Below are 22,782 nucleotides of genomic sequence, written 5' to 3' on the forward strand. Positions count from 1 at the left end.
GATGGCATTAAGTTCGATAGCCTGAATTTTTGAGGTAGTTGGCGCATTCCTCTGAGGTAAAGGCATCGAGTGCGTTGCCGATTGCGGCGCAGACTGCGTCGACAGTTCGCGCGGCAGCTTTGCGAAGCAGGTGCTTGAGCTTGGCAAAGACCTGCTCGATCGGGTTCAGGTCGGGCGAGTATTTTGGCAGGAAGAAGAGCTTGGCCCCGACCGAACGGATGAGCTGGCGAACTGCTTTGCTCCTGTGGCTGCCGAGGTTGTCCAAGATGACGATATCGCCGGGTCGAAGGACGGGCAGAAGAACCTTCTCGACATAGGCGCGAAAGCTCACGCTGTCGATCGGCCCCTCGATGAACCATGGCGCATCGATCCGGTCGTGGCGCAGGGCCGCCAGGAAGGTCATAGTCTTCCAGCGGCCGTGGGGAACCTTGGCGTGAAGTCTACACCCGCGCGGCGCCCATCCCCGCAAGGGTGCCATATCGGTCCTGGTCCAGGTCTCGTCGATGAAGACCAGGCGCTCAGCTTCGACGCGATTTTGATACTTTGCCCACTGGGCTCGTCGCCGCGCCACCTCGGGTCGATCCCGTTCGCCAGCCGCCACGCTTTCCTAAGAAACGGCGATGCTGGGAGGTGGGTCTATGGGCTGGAGTACAAAGCCGAAGGCCTTGGCTCGCCGATGCAGATTGGCAATCACCCGCGCACGGTATCGGGTCTCGTAGGAGGACGCGCCCGGATCTACATAGTGCATCCCGTGTTGCACCGCGTTATAGAACAGCACTGCGATCTTGCGCGCCGTGGCGGTCACTGCCTTGGCCTTGCCGATGCGAGCTGAGAGTCGTCTGTAGAAAGCGCCTAGCGCTGTATCGGTTCGTCCCACGGTTGCCGCAGCAAGCCGCAGAAGGGCCGCGGCTCGGTTCCCCGAGCGGCGTGTGCGCGCCGAGAGCACTTTGCCGCCGGAGATCTTGTTACTCGGCGCCAAGCAGAGCCAAGACGTAAAGTGTTTTGCGCTCGGCCAAGCGCAGAGGTCGTCGCCGCACTCAGCGATAAGCTTAAGTGCGAGGTAGGGGCCGAGACCGTCGATCTGGGTAACGTCCTTGCCGAGTAGCGCGAACAGCGCTGCGCGGACATCAAAGAGCATCGCATTTTGTTGATGGGATCTATTCTGACGTGCTGCTGGCAATTGACCTCCTTCGCGACGACGAAGGCCGCTGAGCTCTTTCAACACGGCCTCGATCCGAGCGTCGCAGGCAAATGCCTTCTGTTGGTACGTGTCGTAGAGGGCGAGTGCCTGTTCGAGGGCGAACAGGTGCTCAACGCGGTAGTTACCGGCGAGCGCTTTCTCGATCGTCTCGACAGTGGCGTGGCAACGCCGATCCCGCATGCGCGCGAGCACTGTCGGATTGCGCTCGCCGGCAAGGATCGCGCGGATGATCCGCAGCCCGGTCACGCCAGTAATATCGGTGACGACGTGATGGAGCTGCACGTTCATTTCAGTCAACGCCTTCTGCATGTGTTGGATGTGAGATGCCCCATACTCCAGCAGACGTTCACGCTGACGGAGGTAGGCACGCAATTCGGCGATTTGACCTCTGGGCCGAAAGCTTGCACGCAGCAGACCGAAGGTGTGAAGCCGCTGCAGCCACTGCGCATCACTGACGTCGGTCTTGCGACCGGGCACGTGCTTGGCATCGCGCGCATTGACAAGGAACACTGCAAAGCCACGAGCGTCGAGGAGCTCAAAGATCGGGATCCAATAGACACTGGTCGACTCCATGACGACCGTGTCGACGCCGCACTCTGCAAACCAGTCGACCAGCCGATGCAGATCGGTTGTGAAGGTACGGAAGCTGCGTACCGGCTCAGGCGCGCGATCTGCATTCACGGCGGCCATGTGCATCGTGGCCCCGACGTCGATCGCGGCCGCATTTGGATGAACCACCGACATCGTGTCGCGGCCCTTGCTCTTCGATTTGTGTCGACCCATTGCCAATCCTCCCTGAGAACGGAAGGGCTGGGCCGCGCTGATGATCAATTTCCTAAACGGGATCGCCTGACGGCGTCACCACTCTCACGTGCGCAACAGCCCATGGACCATGTTTTTTTGCGGGATAATTTGCCACCAAAAAGCTGTCGGCCGCTCCCTTCCGTCACGAGCATAGACCTCAGCCGTTTCTACGCCCACAGGCGGACGCTGTCCGAGATGGTTTTTTTGAAGCTGAGCTTCTCGGCATGTACGAAGTCCCAGACCGAGTGGTAGTCGACCTTCAGACCGCGACCGGCAAGCTCGGTAACGAGACCACGTATGGTGAAATCGCCGTCCTTGATCCGCTGCGACAGCCAGACGGCGTGGTCTCCCGAAACAGCCTTCGGCTTGTGACCGCCCATCTGGCCGGGTTCAACGCTGCCGGTCTGCTCGACCCGCTGCATCCAGCCGATAGCCGTGCTGATCGCTACTCCAAACTGTTTGGCCGCCTGATTGCGGGACATCCCGCCCTCGATCGCAGCCACGACACGCTTGCGAAGATCCAGAGAATACGGCTTGCCCATCCATGCTGGCCTCCGTCCAGCCAGCATGATGAATCAGAAACAAGCTGATTTGGGAATCCCAAATCGATTCAACTTAACCCCATCCCGCTTTAGACTTCTCCAAACGAAGAAAAACGTTGAGACGAAGCTGCGATCCTTTGAGCTCTGTTCTACTAGTGACGATTGCGGTCGTGAGATCACTTGGGAGAGGACACCTTGCGCCCGCCGCCGGGGTGTAGGAGATCCTCGGGAAGTTGGCGAACGGTGATGTCAGCCCGAGGCGCAGATCGTCCTTCAGTGGGAGCGCGCCGGTGTCCGCTTGCGTCGCGCAATCAACTACGAGCCGGATTTGTCCGACACTGTCATCGCGTGTGGTACTAAGATAACTCTTCAAGGTCGTGGAAATATCACCGAGAGCGGTGCTGCGAAGGCCTTTTTCATCAATCACCGTCACCGGCCCGACGCGCACGGTCTTCCCCTCGGGAAGATTCAACTCACCTGTCCAAATTACGAGGCTCTGAAATTTATGTAACTTGCTCGCGAGGTGGAACACGTTCTTTGTCCGCAGCGAATCGGCGCGAGGGTCGGTTGGGGAGATCACGACAACGCCGGGCTCGGCACCCAGCAATAGCCGTAGCGTTTCGGTGAATGATGAGGCGTCGAGTGACGTAAAGGAGGCTAGGGCGTCGTCTAGAATCCTCGTGTCCTCCATGGCGACAACTCGAGTTTTGGTCTCGTGAGCCGAACTGGCGGAAGGCTGTGCCGCAGCCGGGATCGCTGCTACGAGAAGCCCAATGCCTATAAGCGCGGCGCGCATACTCGTTCCCACTAGAGCCATTATCGTAATCCTGCCATCGATTCATGGGTTCGCATTCTGGCCTATTTTTTTGAGCGCTTTCCCCCAGCTTTTCGTCACCTGTTTGGCAAACTGATGCGCGACCGTGCCAAACGCTTTGGCCGACTTGAGATCGTCCACAGCGATTTCGTCTCCAAAGTCGGCTGAGTATCGCTCGGCCTCGCTACCCCAGGGATGCCGCACCTCCCACCTTAAGACAAATTTGTCCTGCTGCTGCCCGACCAGAGTCGCGTTCAACTTGTATTCTGACAGGCGCTGAATCAACTTCATCCTCTGTGTGCTTTCCTTGGCTTGCCGTTCGCAGGAGAGAGCGTCGGTCCACAACAAACGGAATTGCCGCAGCTTAGCTTCGCTCTTCCACAGGTTCGATAGCTCGTCTGCGATCATCGCCGGACCAAGCTCGACGATGTATAGCTTTGCTTCGTCCGGCGGCACGATCGTCAGACAATCGGCGAGCACATGGCCATTCTCGCCGAATTCGGGATGGAGCTTGATGAAACTGTGAACGAGCTTCACCGAGTACTCCTCAGTAAACGGTTGGTCGGGCGCGCTCGGTACGGTTGCATAGTCTTTGTTTATTGTAACCGCGCTTAATCCGTTGCCATCTTGATTGATCACAATAAGGGCGGGGGACGCGGTTATAATATCTCCCGCTTGCTGGATCTGAACGATCGCCAAGTATAGCCGGCTGTACCCACCGGCGAGCTGCCCCATTTGAGGGGTTACGACGGGATCCCGAATGAGGTCGTTGATCTTTTTTATCTTCTCGTCCCGACCTCGCCTGTTATCGAAAGCTGCTCGCGACTGGCTCAGAACGGAACTCCAAGTCATCGATCCTCAGATGCCCGATTACGAGCACATCGCGCGCATCGTACAGTGAGTTGCTCTGTGAGCGGCCCAACGAAGAACTTGTAAATCAAATTGACGCTGGCGGCATTGTTGGAGGTCGTAACGTAAAGAGCAAGCACGTCCGGCGATGGCTCGGGGGCAATATTGCCGACCTCGTTTTTGACGAGCCACTCCCGAAAACTACCGGTTGTTCTCGCGATGAACCGATTTTGACCCGACACGCCCTCAGTAACGATGCCAATGAGGTTGCCGGCAGCGTCGAACATTGGTGACCCACTGAAACCCACATCTGCGGCACCGGACAGCTCGAGCGCTCCGATCGTCGATGTTGGAGACACTTCGATTGCCGAAGGTGTTGTGTTGATGAGCAATATTCGCATCGTCTTATCGAGGGAAAATGTTGTGGTCGCACTCGCAACGGGCATGGGTTTGCCTAAACCGAGTTGATCCACGAATTGCATAAGAACGAGCTCGTCCTTCTCGTCCTTGCCCGTAGCTTCTCAATAACCTTGAGGTCCCGCGGATACTCGTCCCGAGCGCCCAGGCTTCCCTCGATCGCATCGGCGGACAGTCTGCCTATGATGTGGCTGACCGTCAGCACATAACCAGCTTGCCCGAGCAGAACGCCATAGCCCAAAATGTTGGGATTGGCCTTCTCTCTAAGGTAGACTAGGAAAGGGCCGCGCACGACGACGAAATCGTCTTTCGTCAGCCATCGTGCAAAGCAGGGGTTTGACAACGACATGCCAATCGTAGCCACCAGTAGGGCCATCCGGGTCCAGTTCAACGTTGTCGTCAACCCGACTGCCAAATTCATCATTCTGCCTCCGACGTTGGCGCGAGCTTAAGGCCGGAGATCGCGACCGCAAACGGCTGTTTTGCTTGGTGTCCCTCCGGCGCACGAATTTCGATGGTCCACTGTCTCGTGTCGTTCGCGTCCGAGCCTATGTCCACCGGCTCTACGTTGTCGACAGTGTTGACAGCTGTTCGGGTGGCCGGCGCATCCGGCTCCTTCGGATCGAGCGACCAAGGGAAGTATCGCTTATGATCTTGGTCAGTAACGATCAGGTCGAGATCATTGACGAGCGATGGGGTGCGGTCGTCAAGTCCGCCCGCGTTAGGCTTCGCTGGTGGGTCGATCCATGCCAGCGTGATACGAATTGGGACACCACCGGAGGTTGCGCGAAGCGCGACTGGCTTTCCTGCACCGACTGAATCGAGGACCAGCGTCCCGCTATCGCCGGCTACTAGGCGCCCGGCCGCGAGCGCGTCGATCGCACCCCATCCGATTTTGTAAGTTGGTCCCGGTTCCGGCGACACGGCAGTGTGAACTAGAACCGCCTTCATCTCATCGGCGGAAAGAACTCTACCGCGCCGTTTTAGGCCGAGTTCCATCATCAAGGCTGCGATTCCGGCGGCGGCCGGACTGGCCATCGAGGTGCCACTTCTGCGCTCGTAGAAATGCCGATTGTAGCTCCCACCGGGCAGGCGTTGGACCGAGGGAGAGTACAGTTGCGCGCCATTAGCGACCAAATCCGGCTTAACCCTCCCGTCGTCTGGTTTCCCGAAGCTGCTGAACATCGTTACTCGTACGATGTCGGGCGACACTTTATCGACGCCGAGCGGCGCGTCTTCCATCGCACCGATGGTGATCACGTTTTTGGCGACCCCGTAGCCCTCCAAGGTGTCGTAGCCGGCGTGCTGATAGTTCGAGGGCCGACGCACCGTCGATGGCTCATAGTCTTGACTTGCCAGACGATAGCTACCGTTCCAGCCGGGAATGATGTTGGGATTATTCGCTCTGCTCCGCTGGTTCCCGGCGGCAACGAAGATCGTCAGATCACGATGGCTAAAGACGAGGTCGTCGATCGAATTCGAAAGAGAGGTGTATTTGCCAAATAGGTAATCTTCGGTTTCGCTGATAGTCGGATTTCCGTTCCAGCACCAGCTCCCGAGATCCTGGGAATATGACCAGCCTCTCAGCTGCCCATACGAATGATTTGCGATGTGAACTCCAGGGGTTTCGTGCAGAGCCGCTTGCATCTTGTTGATAGAATCGTTCCAGTTGTAGGAGATCACCGTCACTCCGGGTGCCATGCCCTCAGCGGTTTTCTCGATGCCTTGGGCTCCGATTGTCCCTGCCACGTGGGTTGCGTGATAGTCCTGCAGTCCGGGGTCGCGCACCTGTACGCGATTGCCGAACTCGACATGCGTCCCGAGGACCGGGCCTTCGTCCCAAACGCCGACCTCGATACCCCCGCCCGTCACATTGTACAATTTGCGGAGGTCGGGGACGTTGTGCGTGAGTTGTGCGTCTAGATTGAAAGGTACGGTGGGGGCTTGGGGAAGCGGAGTGCGGCCGACCGGTGAGACCTCCTCAATGAACAAGACGCGCGGATCATCGGCGAGTCGACGGATCAGTTCTGCATCTAGGTGTTTGCTCTCCAAGAAAATGACCTTGCCGTAATAAACCCCTGAACGGGCGACGTTCGGTCCGATTTCCGCAAGCAGCCTAGCCGCTTCGTATTCGTTCTGCGTCGTTACCAGGATTCGTCGATCGGGCAGCTCGGGCGCGGCGACCGCGGCGTTTTTGGCGAGGATAGCGATCCGCCGGCGCTCTCTTTTGGTGGGCTGTTGAGTAGGGCTTGCAGGGCCGCCGACATCTTCGACGCTGTTTGCTGCTGCGCCACTATATTCCCTGAGACTGACACAAGCCCAAAGTAAGCGCGAAGCTGAGGCCGTTCAGGCTTTGAAGTTCCAGGGCATGAGAGCATCGATCTGAGAGATCGGCCAGCCCCACGCGATCCGTTCGAGAGTTTGGGTGAGCCAGGCATGCGGATCGACGTCATTCATCTTCGCGGTCTGCAGCAGCGTGGCGATGGTCGCCCAGGTCCGGCCGCCGCCGTGGCTGCCCGCGAAGAGCGCATTTTTTCTCGTAATGGTTTGCGGCCTGATGGCCCGCTCGACGGTGTTCGAGTCGATCTCGATGCGGCCGTCGCTCAGGAAGCGCTCGAGAGCGATGCGCCTGGATGTGGCATAGCGGATTGCCTCGGCGAGCTTGGATTTACCGGACAGACGGGGCAGCTCCTTTTCCCACAGATCGAACAGCGCCGCGACGATCGCGGCGGATCTTTCCTGGCGCGCGTTCATCCGCGCCTCTGGATCCTGGCCACGGATTTCGGCCTCGATCTCCCATAGCCGGGCCATGGTCGTGACGGTCTGTGTCGCCAGGCGCGAGCTCTCGTTGATGTGCAGTTCGTAGAATCGCCTTCTGACATGGGCAAAGCACGCCGCCAGTGTCACGCCCTCGTTGGCGCCCGCCGACCTCGCGAGCCGATTATAGGCCGCATAGCCGTCAACCTGCAGGATGCCGGCAAAACCCGCCAGATGCCGCTCGACGCATTCGCCGCTGCGACTGTCCTCAAAGCGATACGCGACCATCGGTGGACCGATGCCGCCAAATGGCCGATCGTCGCGCGCATAGGCCCACAGCCAGGCCTTTTGCGTCTTGCCGGATCCGGGAGCGAGCGTCGGCAGGGTCGTCTCATCGGCGAAGACCCGTTCACCCTGCTTGATCTTCTCGAGCATGTAGTCGGCCAGTGGCTGCAATTCGAAGCCGACCTTGCCCATCCATTGCGCCATCAGCGAACGGTCGAGATCGACGCCGTCGCGCGCATAGATCGCTTCCTGCCGGTACAGCGGCAGCCCGTCGGCATATTTGGCAACTGCGATCTGGGCGAGAAGCGCCTCGGTCGGAAGGCCGCTCTCGATCAGATGCGGCGGCGCTGGCGTCTGAACCACGCCATCGCGGGTGCGATAAGCGTATTTTGGGCGACGCGTCACAATCAGGCGGAACTTCGCCGGCGTCACATCGAGGCGCTTCGACACGTCCTCGCCGATCAGGACCTTCTCCAACCCTTCGCAATCAGGAGGCACCTCGGGTTCGATGACGATCTCCACCCGCTCCAGATGCGCACCAAACTCCTTGCGCGGCCGCGGCGCGCGTTTCGGCTTGTCCGTGCCGCCTGCCTTGGCCAGTTCGGCTTCAATCGCCGCCACGCCGGTGGCGATCTCGTCAAATACGAATGCGATCTGCTCATCGCTCGGCGTGTCGCCACGCAAGCGTTCCGAGCGCGTGCCGTAAAGCGTGCGCTCCAACATCTTCACGATCGCCGTCAGCTCCACGATCCGTGTGTCGGCGGCCTGGTTGACCGCGGCAAGATCGGCGTTGGCCGCTGTCAGTGTTGCAATCTCGGACGCGATGCGGCTGTTCTCGGCCTCGATCGCCTGCCGCTCCGCCGCCAAGGCGAGGATCAGCGCATGGGCATCGGCAAGGGTCGTCGGAAGCTCTGCAACAGGCGTCGCCATCGCCGCCCATACAGCAGAATCGCCGCCGATCTTCCAAGCCTTTCAGCGCCCTGATTCAATTCGCCGCAGGTATCAACCCACCGATTGCGGACGCTTCACAACCACCGGACGCACCTTCGTCCAGTCCAGCCCGTCAACCAGCGCCAGCAACTGCGCGTGATTGAGCTGGATCCGATGCGGGCCAATCCGTGGCCAACAAAACTTCGTTTTTTCGAGTCGCTTCGCGTAAAGGCAAATTCCGGATCCGTCCCACCAAACAATCTTGATTCTATCCGCTCTCCTGGCACGGAACACGTACAGCGAACCGTTATACGGATCGGAGCCGGCGTCGCGCACCAGGGCCGCAAGCCCGTCCGGGCCTTTTCTAAAATCGACCGGATGGCTGGCGACCAGCACCTTCACGCCAGCTGGAATCATGCCTGACGAACCGCCCGGATCACCTTGACCAAGTGAGCGGCATCCACATCGCCCCTGACGCGGATGACGGCATCGCCCAAACTGATCTCCACCAGCGAAGTCGTAACCGTGCCGACCTCGACGAAGCCGAGTTGCTCGGCTGGCTCGCACGTTCTCACCGCCCCACTGCGGATCGCTTTGCGCCGCCACCCAAACAATTGCGAAGAGGCCATGCCGGCCCGCCGCGCAATGGCCGACACATTCGCTCCCGGCTGTAGCGCTTCCTCAACCAGCCGCGCCTTGGCCTCGGCCGACCAGCCCCGGCGACCCCGAAGCGGCCGAGCCTCTAGCGCTTCGATCACCTGACAACTTCTGTCATCAGGCATAGGCCTACTTATAGAAATTTCCATTACCGAATCTCCGGACTCCCATGCCGAAGACTCTCAGATCTCTCGCCAACCCGCTATGTGGGGTCTCCTTGGCGCTTACAGCCCAAATGCCAGCACGCTCGTTAGAAAACGATGCACGGCTCCCAATCGCGTAGTTCTCTGCTCTCTGCCCCAGAGGGGGCATCCAATTGTTTGCTGTTACGCAAACTGATTCCAAACAACTGCCGGCCAGTTCGCGGTTCTGACCGAATTTGCTTTCGCGATTTCCCGAGCCTAGTGAACGATACTCGAGACTTGACTGATGGCGTTTAACGTCACGCCATAATTGGAACCTCCAACCGCCGTGCAACCTCCGTTAGTGTGCACCGCAATCACTCGGCCGTCCTGATTCATCACCCCAGAGCCCGAGGATCCGCCGAGAGTATCGATATCGCTATAAAAGATGCTGTTGCCCGAAAGCTGCCTTTCAGCGCGCGAAGCTACGCGTTTCGGTACTGCCTTCCGGGTGCTGGATAATCGTAAGCTCGGTTCGATCGCGATAGCGCGCTGATGGTCGCATCAATGACGCCGATAGCATACCGCGCATTGGGCAGTTGGCCGTCGGCTCCCGGGCCGAGCTCGACGATCGCATAGTCCAAATTTCCAGTGCGGTGCTCGACCAATCGCTCAATCGGATAAACATCGAGAGCTCTCAGCTGCCGCGTTGCCGTTGCGACGGCCGACGCATGGCGGTCCGATCGGCCTCCTTGAGTTGCTGCTGCAGGACCTGAAAGTTTCTTAACAATGGTTTCCTTGGTCTTGTGGAGTTTTGGAAGGGTCGAACCGCAATTGATGGTCCGGGTTGGCGTTATCAACGGGCGCCGGCGGCGGAGGGAGGGCGCTTGGCTTCTTGAGAGCGCTTTGGGCTACGGCCATGCTGCCGCCGAACCAGACGGCGATCGCAAGTGCGACGAAGCCAATGCGAGGGTTTCGCACGATCAGATTCCTCTTTTACACGACTAACGACCGGTGTCCGGCCGGGCGTACGTCGTCTGATAATGAGCAGCGGGACAAACGCTCATCTCAACCCGCGCTTGAAACGGTGGCGCTTCCAATGCAACTCCGTTGAATAGATCGATCGTAGGATCGTTAGCCGAGTCGACCGAGCATCCGGCGAGCCGACGTCGCGATTGAAGGCGACCGGCAGCGGTCGCGCCGAAACTCGCCTGTGATCTTTTTTGCACTCTTTGGTCAGTGCTGCCCATCTTGCTCGCAATCACCGATCAGGCGCTGAATGCCTTAAAATCTCACTGCCTCGGAGCGGGCGGCGATACCGGTTGACTCGATGGATCAGGGGCGCGCTTTGCAAGCTCGTTTTGGATCGACAATGCTTCTTTCAGGCTTTTGTTGAGGTCGAGATTCAGCACAATGGGTAGTGTTGCTTTCTGCAGCTGTAACGCAGATGCTGCAGTTGCCTTCGGGTAGGTCTTCTCAATTCCCTGAAGATCCAATGAAGATAGCGTGTCATTCTCATGGAAGTAGCAGTTACTGGCCGTCCCATTCTTAAGAAATGCTGGATTGCTCGCGTAAACCATAATCGAGTTGGGGTCTACATTAGACCAATCGTAAGCGGACCGGTCAGATATAAGTTGTCGAACGTTGTTGTCGACCATCTGCTTATCCCAACCATAGCTGTTTTTATAATACGCATACAGCTTCGACCAGTCGTACTCATCATCACAGCCTCCGGCAGGGCTTTGATGTTCATGGTGTAGACCAAGCGCATGCCCCCATTCGTGAAGGATAACTCCACTCATCCTAGGTTCGGACGGCGGATTGCTATCAAAGCCTTCAAAGTTCATAGATACGAGATTCTTGGAAACCAGCTCATCCCGGATGCTGTCGTGGCCGATGTAAGACCAGTAGCCTGGCTCCGCGAAGCCGATCCTCACTTCGCTCCGATCCCTATCCTTACAGTTTAGGTCGGGCGAAGCGGGTAGCAGCCTCAGGTTCGTGTGGTCTATCCATGTCCCAGCCACGCTCAGAATTTTCTGACGTAGGGTGTCAGATCCTCCGATAAAACAAACATGCAGCGTCTGAGTTTGAGCCCATTTATTCGGTAGCACCACAACATACTCGGTCATTCTGTCAGGTGGTGCGCCAGCGGTCGGTGTTGGGACGCGATCCACCGGCATAAAATCCAAGCGCTCGGAATTCCATTTTGCTGACGCCGAACCCGATTGGGTGTCCACGTCATGGGCAAATGCTGCGCCGCCGCAGGATAAAGCGAAACACCATAGGATCAACTTTGATGTGCTCATGCTCGCCTCCCGACCGGAGTGGTAAGGCCTCAAATCTGTTGAGCAAGCATGGCTTGCCCTAAATAGTCATTTTGCGGCAATCGACACTGGCTTCGTGCTCCCCGAGCGGAAGGCACCAAACTGCCACGTCATACGTGTGTTAGCATCTCTCAACTGTTGCTAGAAATCAATAGGCTTCGCGGCTAATCTGGTGGGGGCGTGGAGGTGGATGCCTGCCACATCCGATGGCGCACTTGAACTGCTGCAGCGCGGTGAAGGTTGCGTCAGATGCCTTCCTAGCGGCAGGTGATTGCATCAGGGTGAGGGACAGATGACCGTTAGACAGGGCGTGCGTGCCGCCCCTCAAATTCGTTCTGCTGTTGTAGTGGTGGCTCTCAGCAGTTTGAGCATGGGGTGCGCAATTCATCCTCTACAACAGGATGCGACTGGGGTCCCGACCGTTGCAATCGTGGATCATATTCGTTGCGAGACGCGTTTGGCCATCCAGGATAAGGCCATAGATCTCTTACGGGGATATGGCACTCCACAAGCCATTGCGTTGGCAGCGCGCTTCGCATCGACACGAGGAGAGCCGTGGCGAGTCGACCCGAATATAGATCTTCCAGATTCAAAAGAGCGTGCTTTCTATGCTCGGTACATTGGCACCGGAATCGCCTATGATTTTACGTTCGATGTTACCGAAGATAACAAGGTGGGGATCGTCGCAGATCCTGTGCGGTTAATTACAAATGGCACCGTCGGGATCGGCTTAAATGGAAGCAGTGAGTTGAATCGCAACAACTCCCGACATTTCATAATGAGCGATACATTCAATAATCTTCTCCAGAATCCGAAGCTTCACTGCGCGGATACGCCACCGAATTTTGTCTATCCCATCGCCGGCTCTGTTGGCATGGCGGAGTTGATCAATACGTTTGTGGACCTAAACGAAGACAAGCCTTTGGCCGTTGACAGTTCAAGCTCCCGTGTCTTCGCAGATACCCTGACCTTTACAACTACCTTGACTGGCTCCGCATCTCCTCATGTGGAGATCGCACCCATAGGGTCCAACGTCGGACTTGCATCACCTTCGAACTTCGGAGCGTCCGGTCAGAGGCTCGACAAGCACATGATGATCATTGGTTTAGCAATGGAGAAGAAAGCCACAGGAAAGGCGGAAGTCGTTGCGGCTCCTGCGTTTCTAGGTTTACCGCGTGCGCGTTCCGCGTTGCAAAAGACCTCAGTGTCGAGCGGAGCAGAGCAGCGCGCGCTGGACGCAGTCACTCAGCAGCGGTTGGATACGTTTCTTGACAGATTCGGAACAGTATTGTTGCGCTGACGATGGATCCGTTTTAGGTCCGAGACCGTCTTCGGTCGATCAGTTTGATTGCAGTTTCCGCTCTCGATTTCGTGGTGCTCGTGCACTTTCACTGGAGTTGCCGCCGTTAGACCGGACACTCGGCTGGTTTGAGAGATGCAATGTACTCCCGCGGTGAGCGGTAGCCCAGCCGGGAATGCGGGTGTTCTGAGTTGTAATCCTCCATCCAGTGGTCGATCCGCAGCAGCGCGGTGCGCGCGTCGGGGATCGGGTTGACGCGAACATAGTCGCGCTTGAAGGTCTTCACGAACGCCTCGGCCATGCCGTTGCTCTCGGGGCTTTCGACCGGCGTGAAGCAAGGCTCGAGGTTCAAGGCCGCGGCAATCTCAAGGGTGCGATAGGCGGCGAAGATCGAGCCATTGTCGCTCAGCCATTGCACCTTGCGTGGAGCGCGCATGTCACCGAACCGCCGTTCGACACAGTGGACCATCATGTCCCGGATCATCTCGCCGGAGATCCCGGCCGTTGTCGCCACCCAGCTGATGACCTCGCGGTCATGGCTGTCCAGGGCAAAGGCAACCCGCACGATCTCGCCATTCCAGCAGGTGAACTCCAGCGCGTCCGAACACCAACGCACGTTGGAGTGGCTTGTCATGATCGTTCCATCATGGGCCCGCGGGATGCGGCGCCCTGTATGCCGGGCCAGCAACAAGCCGCCCTTCTTCATCAGCCGGTAGACGCGCTTGGCGTTGACGGGATCGTGGCCGGCGGATCGCCGCGCGCGCTTGAGGAGCGCGGCGATCCGCCGGTAGCCATAGCTCGGGCGGGCGTCCACCAGGCGCCGGATATCAGACGTGAGCTCCACATCCCCGGCGCGGATCTGGGGCCCGCGCTTCGGACGCTTGCCATCAACTCGCTCAACCAGGTTGGAGCGGGCCACCCCGAGGGTCTCTGCGATCCGTTTCACGGGGTATCCTCCGGCGCTTGCGATCGCGACAGCAAGGTCGGTTTTTTTACCCGTGCAAGATCAAGAGCCTCCTTGAGGATCTCGACCTCCATGGTCTTGCGGCCCAGCAGGCGTTCGAGGTCTCTAACCCGTTCCTCCAACCGCCGGACCTCGGATGCGGCGAACACATCCTCATCTGCCCGAACCGCTTCCTTGCCCCCTTCGCTCATCAGCCGTCTCCATCGGAAGACCAGGCTCGGGGAGAGCCCATGGCGACGGGCAACATAGCTGATCGACATGCCCGGTTGCAGCGTCTCATTGACGACCAAGAGCTTCTGCTCCGTCGTAAACCGTCGCCGGCGGGCAACGCCGGTGATGACTTCCACCTTCGAAAACGTCTCGGACATAGGCGTATGGCTAGGACTATGCCTAGCTCCTCCGGCTAACGCCGGTGTCCGGTCAAAACAGGGAGCAGTTCACCGTCAAACTCGGGAAAATCTGCGCGCGGAATCAGAGCGACACGAATGGGCCTCTATTCGAAAGAACTCAAAGCATGCTCTCGGAGCTATGCAGGAAAGTGGGTGATGACGGGTTGAGGTAGGCGGCGTATCGAGGCGGGTGTCGAGCCTGCCAGAACCTCTCAAGGAAAGAGCGATACGCCATGAACGAGACTATCAACATCCTGCCCTTCCGTCAGCCGTCTGCGGTTGACGATCCACTGACAGAAATTCTGCGGAACGGAGCCCGTGAGCTGCTCGCCCGGGCCGTCGAGATCGAGCTGCAGGCATTTCTGGCGACGACGGCGGAGCTGAAGCTGCCGGACGGCCGTGCCAGGGTGGTGCGGCACGGCTTTGGCCCTGCGCGTAAGATTGCCACGGGGATCGGCGCGATCGAGATCGCCGGCCCAAGGTCAGAGACCGCGGTGCGACCGGAACTGATCGGATCCGCTTCACCTCGGCGATCCTGCCGCTGTGGGCGCGGCGGACAAAGAGCCTGGATGCCCTGCTGCCGATCCTCTATCTGCGCGGCATCTCGACCGGCGATTTCCAGGAAGCGCTCTCGGCGCTGCTCGGCAAGGATGCGCCGAATCTGTCGCCATCGGTGATCTCAGGCCTGAAGGCGCAATGGCAGGGCGAGTACGAGCGCTGGCAGAAGCGCGATCTGTCGGCGGGCGCTATGTCTACGTCTGGGCCGACGGCGTCTTCCTGCAGGCCCGGATGGAGGACCACAGCGAATGTATGCTGGTTTTGATCGGCGCGACGCCCGAGGGCAAGAAGGAGCTGATCGGCTTCCAGGTCGGCGTGCGCGAGAGCGCCCAGAGCTGGCGCGAGCTTCTAATCGACATCCGCCGGCGCGGACTGCAGGTCGCGCCTGAACTGGCGGTCGGCGATGGCGCACTCGGCTTCTGGAAGGCGATAGACGAAGTCTTTCCCGGCACCCGGCGGCAGCGCTGCTGGCAGCACAAGACCGTCAACGTGCTCAACAAGGTTCCGAGCTCCGTGCAGAGTGGCATGAAGAGAGCCCTGCAGGATATCTCGATGGCGCCGAGCCGGGCCACCGCGAAGCTTGCACTCGAAACCTTCGCCGAGAAATACGGTGCCAAATACGCGCGCGCCGTTGACTGCCTGGTCAAGGATCGCGAGGATCTGCTGGCATTCTATGACTTTCCTGCCGAGCACTGGGTCCACTTGCGAACCACGAATCCGATCGAGAGCGTGTTCGCCACGGTGCGACACAGGACAGTTCGGACCAAGGGATCGTTGTCGCCACAGACGGCCAGGCTGATGGTGTTCAAGCTGATCGATGCAGCCTCGAAAACCTGGCGTCGATTGAAGGGCACAAATCAGTTGCCGAAGCTCATCGCCGGTGTCAGATTCGCCGACGGCATCGAGGTCATTCCGACCGAGCACAGCCACGCCGCCTGATCGGCTCCGTCACCCAGATTTAGGCATAGCTCATGCTCTCGGCTTCAAGGAGCGCGCACTTGCAACGTAACCACTATTTCGCATGTGATAGATTTCATTGTTTTTGTTGAGTCAAACCTTGTGCGGGAATACATTGTCAGTCGATCTCAGCTTGGCGCGGTGAGATGATGGGTAGGTTCAGCGAACTTAGTCTTGCTTTGGTTGGGCTGCTTGCGCTCGCCCACGCGGCACAGGCAGCCGTGCTTCCAGATCCGCTGCCCTGCGGCCCCTGCTTCATCGGAAGCCTTCTGCTGCTTCCAAATGGGTCGGATCCCACAGGAAAGACGAAGGTTCTCGGCGAGGACATCTATTTCGTCGATCCTGACAAATTTGTCTGGAAGGCGGGAAAGGGAGATGTGACCGACGGCGCCAGTATCCCGGATCTTTTCCAACCGATCGTCGGTGGACCGTTCGAAGTCGACTACCTTCCAGCCGCCGTCATTCATGACCACTACACGGATCGCAACCATCGTGTTCGAACCTGGCGCGATACCGCGCGCGTCTTTTATCAAGCCATGCTTGTGAACGGTGTCAACATCGTCAAAGCGAAGACTATGTACTTTGCCGTCTACGCATTTGGCCCTCATTGGGGATTTCTTGCGCAAGGAGTTCCGTGTGGACACAACTGCGTTTTTACCGTCCCCCTTCGAGTTAGCACCTCAGGGAAAGGTGATGTCATAGCGACTGGCGTCGAAGCGGCTCTTCCGGAGGGACGCGTGTATGCGGAGCAAGTATCAGATTTCTCTGCGAGTCATAGCGATGAATTGAAGGATATCCAAAAGAAAATTGAACTAAGCGAACTCCGAGGCGCGCCTCTGTCTCTAAAGGACCTCGAGGTTATTGCGACGCTGAGCCACGGCGACAATGTTTTCCTTGCAAGTGAGTGAATCGTGAACGCATTGGTCCCAGAACGAGATCCTGACATAAACACTGTTCAATTTGATGCCGTGGTGCATCCGGAGATTCGATAGCGCGGGATCGTCTCCACTGCCCTCTTCAACGCCTTTGGCCATTTGGAGCCGTACTTCTCAGAGACCGAACCACTGCCGTGCCCCTGGATGAAATCCGCGACTTGCGCGTGCATGCCGACGTCACGTGACTGGGGCCCCACGGCATCGGCCATGGTCGACAACGTGATCGGCGCGCACAGTCGGAGAACTTGCAGAAACAGATCCGCAAGTGTGGAGAGATGACGCTTCCGAAAATCACTAATGGTAGGAAGTCCGGTCTGTTCATAGCGGTTAACGCCATGAAATCCAGACGCTCCTCACAGCACCGGGAGATCCGTCGCGACGAATAAACGCCCTGTGTATAGGCATATAGGAGCAGAGCGACCATCATACCCGGGTGGTACGGTGGGTATCCACGATCGTCGTCGTAACTCGATAGGATGGGGTTAGGTCAAGTTCGTTCCGAACCAGATCGCGGACGAAATGAGCGATATGATCGGCCGGCACAAACTCGCTTAGCGAGGGTGGGAGCAGCCAGTCTTGGTCAACATCCCAAGGGGAAATGTCTTCATTCAAAAATTGAATCACGATTAGATCGATACGGCAACAAAATACTCAGACGGGCTTCTAGGACTAGGCCTAGCTCCTCCGGCTAACGCCGGTGTCCGGTCAAAACAGGGAGCAGTTCACTGATGACCTTGCCCCACGGACTTAATCCAGTTTGAAGTTCGTTCTGGCCCACAACAAGGACCAGAGCATGAAGCGCAGCCGCTTTTCGGACGAGCAGATCATCGGGATTTTGAAGGAGCATGAGGCCGGCGTTTCGGTCGCCGATCTGTGCCGCAAGCATGGCGTCAGCGATGCCAGCATCTACAAATGGAAGGCTAAGTTCGGTGGGCTGGAGGTTTCGGAGGCCAAGCGGCTGAGGACGCTGGAGGATGAGAACACGCGGCTGAAGCGGCTGCTGGCCGACGCCATGCTGGACAACGCGGCCTTGAAGGACCTCTTGGGAAAGAAATGGTGACGCCCGCAGCCAAGCGGAAAGCTGTCGCCCATCTACGAGGCGCCTTCGGAATGAGCGAACGGCGAGCGTGTAAAGCCATCGGCTGCTGCCGCATGACCGTGAGATACCAGACGGCCCGGGACGATGCCAGCCTTCGCCAGCGCATGAGGGCGATCGCCCAGGATCCCCGTCGCTTCGGCTGTCGGCGCCTGCATGTTCTGCTCAAGCGGGAAGGCTATCTGATCAACCACAAGAAGCTGTTCCGGCTCTACCGGGAAGAGAGGCTTGCGGTGCGCCGCCGTGGCGGCCGCAAGCGGGCGATCGGCACCCGGGCGCCGATGACGTTGCCGATGGCGCCCAACGACCGCTGGTCGCTCGACTTCGTGTCGGATCAGCTCACCGATGGCCGCCGCTTCCGTATCCTCACCGTCGTCGATGATTGCACCCGCGAGTGCCTGGCGCTGGTAGCCGACACCTCGCTCTCCGGCACCCGCGTGGCGCGGGAGCTGGACCGGCTGATGGTGGAGCGCGGCAAGCCGAAGATGGTGGTCAGCGACAACGGCAGCGAGTTCACCGGCAACGCCATCCTGACATGGGCCGATCAGAGCCGCGTCGCATGGCATTACATCGCGCCGGGCAAGCCCATGCAGAATGCCTTCATCGAGAGCTTCATGTATAGACGGCCCCGCGGATGCAAGGGATTTTTGCAGCATTTTGGATATCGGTCGGGTGCGTTCATGTATACGGCCTGTCATTGCGACCGATAGCATGGCCGCTGGCCCTGATGGAGATCGCGGATCGAGGCCTCATCAACGGCCGGCTGCGGGCTAGTCCGACCAAAGGACCGATTGCGCCACGCACTACAACGCAGCCACAATATACATAGATTGAACTTCAAAACCATCACGGCACTCAAAGAACAGCGGTGCCCAACGCTTCCTAGCACCTTCACGCGTACAGGCCGGCCCCGCTGGGCCATGCAGCTGAAAATTAGGAGCTGTTCGAAAGACTTTGTCGCAGAAAAAGCTTACTAGCCGCAGCGCGGCTCAGGGGAGCCGATCCCTGTCGCGCGTCTCAAGATCCGGCACCTCCTTACTTAGCCTATAATCGCGTCGTGCGAAGTGGCTGGCAAGCTCATGCTCTACAGTGTAAACAATGCGTAGATTGAGGCCGACGCTCAAAAACAATCTTTAGGCAGTTGAACAGTTGAGATATGCCCGTTTAGCCAGCCCCGCCAACGATCAAAGAATGGACCGCTCGTTAGTCGTGTGGTGCCCACTATCCGTCGGCCATCGTCAGTAAGGTAGAGATAAACTTCCGACGCATTGTTAGACGAAAGCGAGTGCCATTCGTAGGATTTGATACGATAGCCATCCATGGCCGCGAATTCGAAATCAAAGCGTTTTGCTTCTGACGCGACGGTAGGATGGTCGTCCTTCTCAATCGACACGGGATAATCGTGGGATACCGGCATGCATGATAATGGAGCTTCGTTTCCAGATGTGGTACGACAATAGTCTGTGCGCGCGTTGGCCGCGCTGAACAGGTCAGTGACGTGCTGGATTGGGACCGCGTAGCCCTTCGCTCTAGCCTCAGCCAAATCACCGTAAATTATAGCCACGAGACGACCGGTTTCGTTGAAGACTGGACTCCCGCTATATCCCGGATCAATTGCATCGCCAACCTCCCAGAACCCGCGTGGGCCGAAACGTGTCCCAAGTGTGAGCTCGCGCGGCTGTAGGTTCTGACCGAGTGCGAAGCCAAGTGCCCAAAGCTTTGCTCCTGTGCCTATAGATGTGTCACGGCAGACGCTAACAAAGTCATACGGACCCTTGTCCCGCGTGGCTTTTAGGAGGGCGGTATCTTGATCGCGATTAGCGTACACCAACTCAAACGATTGAATGTCACCGACGGGATCTTTGCAGTCGTACGGAGAAGCGATGGCGCCTCGAATCGAAAGACTCTCGAGTTGGACCCCGTTCTTGTCTGTTAAGAGATGCCAGGACGTCAGCGCATAACCGTCGCTTGAAATCATAAAGCCACTGCCTGATTTACAATCCACGACTTCGTTCGGCGTTCGCCCCTTGACGACGAGGAAAACCATGCTTTTGGCATAGATTTTACTGATGGCTTCGCCGGGAGACTCCGCAAGGGCGCTTGTCATCCCTCCGGCGACGAGCATCATGAAACTAGCCAGCACTGATCGAACGACGACTGCGCATCCCACGACTTCAACTCCCTCGCTAAGGCTTTCCATACAAAGATTGGACAGTAATGATGTCGCCCTCGCTGAGCGACGGATCAATACTGCATTGACAATAGTTCATTTTCGACGTTGGATCCCAAGGCGTTAGGACTCGATCGCCTGGTTGCCCACCAGCCGGCTTGACACATTCCGCCGGGGTATCTGGCCTAGTATGTTCATGAGCCAAACCGATTGCATGGCCGAACTCGTGGACCGCTATGTTCCGAATCCAGACTGCGGGCGTACCTTCCTGGCAGCTAGGTAGCCAATTGCCGAAAGAAAAATTCAGAATCATGCCGTCGGGCTCCTTATCAATTTCTGTTCCAAGTCCTTTCGTGCGTGGCCCGTCGTCCTCGATCCGTATGCGTATTCCGGGGCTCCCCGGCCCACACGTCCCCCAACCTCTGAACTGTAACTTTGAGTTGGCTTCCCAGGAGCCCTTGACGGCCGTCTTCACCCAATCCATAGCCTCGGCGTAAACTTCGTGCGGGTTCTCCCAGCAGACGAAAATAACCTTAGGCTGCAACGGCGTGGGCCAGGACCAAACGGCCGTACTGAGGACATAGCCTCGTCCGACGCGGTGATAAGTAGTGCCGTTGAACTCAAAGCTGTCCGACATTGTCTGTGCCACCGCGGCACCCGACAGACAGATCGATATAACGCACGCCAATCCCTTGAGCTGAGGCAGCCGATCTACTCTGCGTCCGCTACCGCGACTTGCTTTTGCAAAGCAACCTAATGCGGGCTCTCTCTCCATTCTCCGGCTCCGTCAGCCGATCGCTCCCTTAGGGGGAGCAGCATTCAAATAGTCAGAATTGCCATAGATAGAAAAATGCGCCATACTAAACCATGGGTAGGGAAAACTGAAGTATGTGTTGAAAATGCACTAATATATTCGAGGAGGGATCGCATGACCAACAAAATACATTCATTAGGTGTGTTGGCTTGGGGGATTGCCGTCTCGCTTGCCTGTCCAGCAGGAGCCCAGCAGGCCGCCGTATCTCAGGAGCGCGATACGGCGGTCCTAACCACGTCGAGCGCTAGCGTAGACTTCAAAGCGGCGCGTCCGATGCCGTTGCCTGTCTTTCCTGGCTACACGGGTGTCAAAGCTCAGCAAGACGTCGCCAAGTCGTTTAACGTCCCGCCGGGTGTCCCGGCAGTGGGACCCGGATTTGAACCTGGCAACGTGGGCACCGGCCAAAAGGAGGAGATCAATCTTGGGACCGTCTCGAGTCCGACCGAGGATACGCCCAACACAAACTTCGAGTTTGGAACCCGCAATTTGCCTTTTACTACGGCACGTGCGGATTTGAGTCCCACGGCTACGAACGAAGCTTATCCTTACCGGGCTTCCGGAAAACTCTTCTTTTTGGTTGGTGCCGATACGTATGTCTGCTCGGCGTCGCTCATCCAGAAAGGGCTTGTTGTCACAGCAGCGCACTGCGTGGCTGAATTTGGTAAAAAGACGTACTTTTCCGGTTGGCAGTTTGTACCGGGCTATCGAAACGGTGTCGCCCCGTTCGGAACGTGGACGATAGCGCAGGCGCGCGTGCTCGATGCATACTATCAGGGGACTGATAAATGTGCCCAGCCCGGGGTTGTGTGCGAAGATGATGTTGCCGTGCTTGTGCTCAATTCTAAGAAGGCATCGGATGGCAAGCCATATTATGCCGGAATGAATACTGGCTGGTACAGTTTCGGCTGGGATCGAGCCGGGTTCACTGGTCAAGGCGTAACGCATCTGACCCAAATTGGGTATCCCAATTGCCTCGATAGTGGGGGGTTCATGCAGCGCAATGATGCGCAGGGCGTTATATCGGCGGATTCCTCAAGCAATACTATTATAGGCTCGCTGATGTGCGGTGGTTCGAGTGGCGGTCCAATGGTAGTGAACTTCGGCGTTAGACCCGCGTTAACTGGCACCGCGTCAGGAGCATCCGCTCAACCGAACATGGTAATCGGCGTTAATAGTTGGGGTTCCACGAACGACGCAGTGAAGTATATGGGTGCAAGCCCATTCCGATCGTCGAATATCAAGGTTCTAGTTGATGGTGCCTGTAAAGCCTATCCTGATGCTTGTTGAAGGGAGCTGGCATGCGCCGCTAAAGGGTAGGGTGACGCGCCGACTGAACAGCGCAGTTCTAAGCCATGTCTGGCTCGCTTTCCTAATGCTTGGGACCATCGGGTCGGCGGGGCCGTGGCTCGACGTAGTCGCTGTGAGAGTTCAGGCAGCCGCTTCAGAGTCTGTTTCTGTCGTTGGTGGAGAGCCCAAAGGCGGCCATCGGGTCGATTTTGGGAAGGCGCGTCCCATGCCGCTCCCGTCTGCAGGTTCCGATGGAGGAACCGGGCTGAAGGAGCCTTCGGGGACTGTAGAGGAGACTCCCGGAGCGCACAGCTCTGGCCCCGCAGGCACAGGAGATGGCAAATCTCATCCAAGGAGAATCGCGCCGCCTGAGGATCCCTCACGGTAGCGGGTGCGATCGACGTCACGCCGGCTAACTCTGGACAAAGGGCCCGGACTGATCAGGGAGTAGCGAACACTCCTACCTTTTTTTGTCATTTCGGATTGTCGCGTGCCGAGGTAATGCAAACGACCCAGCGAGTCGATAAAGGGCTCGCTCGCGTTCAGGCTTTGAGACAAATCGAATAACTTCGCTCATATTCGTAAGCGTCGTTTCGCTCCCACCTTCTCT

At 58.0% G+C, this 22,782-nt stretch carries 15 protein-coding genes and 5 pseudogenes; 5 read left to right on the forward strand and 15 right to left on the reverse strand.

What is annotated here, in order from left to right:
- Positions 1 to 7: 7 nt before the first annotated feature.
- From QA640_RS04650 to QA640_RS04705, 12 genes and pseudogenes are all read right to left on the reverse strand, one after another.
- Positions 8 to 595 (reverse strand): annotated as a pseudogene (locus QA640_RS04650) (IS630 family transposase); the annotation flags it as partial.
- 12 nt (positions 596 to 607) lie between these two features.
- Entirely contained in the window at positions 608 to 1,984 is a 1,377-nt protein-coding gene (locus tag QA640_RS04655; protein WP_283042810.1) for an IS110 family transposase, read from the reverse strand.
- 215 nt (positions 1,985 to 2,199) lie between these two features.
- Positions 2,200 to 2,547: pseudogene (locus QA640_RS04660) on the reverse strand (transposase); the annotation flags it as partial.
- 73 nt (positions 2,548 to 2,620) lie between these two features.
- Entirely contained in the window at positions 2,621 to 3,238 is a 618-nt protein-coding gene (locus QA640_RS04665; RefSeq protein ID WP_283039583.1) for a hypothetical protein, read from the reverse strand.
- A 147-nt stretch (positions 3,239 to 3,385) separates the two neighbouring features.
- A complete protein-coding gene (locus QA640_RS04670) occupies positions 3,386 to 4,060 on the reverse strand; it encodes a hypothetical protein (RefSeq protein ID WP_283039584.1) in 675 nt (224 codons plus the stop codon).
- Positions 4,061 to 4,209: 149 nt separating this feature from the next.
- On the reverse strand, positions 4,210 to 4,692 hold the full coding sequence (locus QA640_RS04675) for a hypothetical protein (protein WP_283039585.1): 483 nt from the start codon (positions 4,690 to 4,692) through the stop codon (positions 4,210 to 4,212).
- Positions 4,665 to 5,048 (reverse strand): hypothetical protein, encoded by a 384-nt coding sequence (locus QA640_RS04680; RefSeq protein ID WP_283039586.1) that lies wholly within the window; start codon positions 5,046 to 5,048, stop codon positions 4,665 to 4,667. Before QA640_RS04680 ends, QA640_RS04675 begins: the two co-directional genes overlap by 28 nt.
- A complete protein-coding gene (locus QA640_RS04685; RefSeq protein WP_283039587.1) occupies positions 5,048 to 6,679 on the reverse strand; it encodes a S8 family serine peptidase in 1,632 nt (543 codons plus the stop codon). The genes QA640_RS04680 and QA640_RS04685 overlap by 1 nt, the downstream gene beginning before the upstream one ends.
- 294 nt (positions 6,680 to 6,973) lie before the next feature.
- The gene (locus QA640_RS04690; protein ID WP_283039588.1) at positions 6,974 to 8,599 is read right to left on the reverse strand and encodes an IS66 family transposase; all 1,626 of its coding nucleotides are present in this window, start codon (positions 8,597 to 8,599) and stop codon (positions 6,974 to 6,976) included.
- A gap of 72 nt (positions 8,600 to 8,671) precedes the next feature.
- Entirely contained in the window at positions 8,672 to 9,001 is a 330-nt protein-coding gene (gene tnpB, locus QA640_RS04695; protein WP_283039589.1) for an IS66 family insertion sequence element accessory protein TnpB, read from the reverse strand.
- An 11-nt stretch (positions 9,002 to 9,012) separates the two neighbouring features.
- Positions 9,013 to 9,288: a transposase gene (locus QA640_RS04700; RefSeq protein ID WP_283043120.1), complete on the reverse strand. Its 276-nt coding sequence runs from the start codon at positions 9,286 to 9,288 to the stop codon at positions 9,013 to 9,015.
- A gap of 1,382 nt (positions 9,289 to 10,670) precedes the next feature.
- On the reverse strand, positions 10,671 to 11,684 hold the full coding sequence (locus tag QA640_RS04705) for a hypothetical protein (RefSeq protein ID WP_283039590.1): 1,014 nt from the start codon (positions 11,682 to 11,684) through the stop codon (positions 10,671 to 10,673).
- Between the two features lie 310 nt (positions 11,685 to 11,994).
- Here QA640_RS04705 and QA640_RS04710 point away from each other — a divergent pair, with 310 nt between their 5' ends.
- A complete protein-coding gene (locus QA640_RS04710; protein ID WP_283039591.1) occupies positions 11,995 to 13,002 on the forward strand; it encodes a hypothetical protein in 1,008 nt (335 codons plus the stop codon).
- A 106-nt stretch (positions 13,003 to 13,108) separates the two neighbouring features.
- Here the strand turns inward: QA640_RS04710 and QA640_RS04715 are convergent.
- A protein-coding gene (locus QA640_RS04715) for an IS3 family transposase (RefSeq protein ID WP_283039592.1) occupies positions 13,109 to 14,334 on the reverse strand; the annotation gives its coding sequence in 2 pieces (ribosomal slippage) (positions 13,109 to 13,998 and positions 13,998 to 14,334; 1,227 coding nt in all).
- A 254-nt stretch (positions 14,335 to 14,588) separates the two neighbouring features.
- Between QA640_RS04715 and QA640_RS04720 the strand changes: the two are divergent.
- Both QA640_RS04720 and QA640_RS04725 read left to right on the forward strand, forming a co-directional pair.
- A pseudogene (locus tag QA640_RS04720) lies at positions 14,589 to 15,852 on the forward strand (IS256 family transposase).
- A gap of 164 nt (positions 15,853 to 16,016) precedes the next feature.
- Positions 16,017 to 16,778 (forward strand): DUF1353 domain-containing protein, encoded by a 762-nt coding sequence (locus QA640_RS04725; protein WP_283039593.1) that lies wholly within the window; start codon positions 16,017 to 16,019, stop codon positions 16,776 to 16,778.
- A gap of 257 nt (positions 16,779 to 17,035) precedes the next feature.
- On the opposite strand, the pseudogene QA640_RS04730 reads toward QA640_RS04725, so the two are convergent.
- A pseudogene (locus tag QA640_RS04730) lies at positions 17,036 to 17,417 on the reverse strand (transposase); the annotation flags it as partial.
- A 181-nt stretch (positions 17,418 to 17,598) separates the two neighbouring features.
- Here QA640_RS04730 and QA640_RS04735 point away from each other — a divergent pair.
- Positions 17,599 to 18,515: pseudogene (locus QA640_RS04735) on the forward strand (IS3 family transposase); the annotation flags it as partial.
- 506 nt (positions 18,516 to 19,021) lie between these two features.
- On the opposite strand, the gene QA640_RS04740 reads toward QA640_RS04735, so the two are convergent.
- Positions 19,022 to 20,029 (reverse strand): serine protease, encoded by a 1,008-nt coding sequence (locus QA640_RS04740; RefSeq protein WP_283039594.1) that lies wholly within the window; start codon positions 20,027 to 20,029, stop codon positions 19,022 to 19,024.
- Between the two features lie 970 nt (positions 20,030 to 20,999).
- On the opposite strand from QA640_RS04740, the gene QA640_RS04745 reads away from it, so the two are divergent.
- Positions 21,000 to 22,172, forward strand: coding sequence for a trypsin-like serine protease (locus tag QA640_RS04745; protein WP_283039595.1), 1,173 nt, complete (start codon positions 21,000 to 21,002; stop codon positions 22,170 to 22,172).
- Positions 22,173 to 22,782: the final 610 nt, after the last annotated feature.

This window comes from Bradyrhizobium sp. CB82 (genome assembly GCF_029714405.1).
Taxonomy (GTDB): Bacteria; Pseudomonadota; Alphaproteobacteria; order Rhizobiales; family Xanthobacteraceae; genus Bradyrhizobium.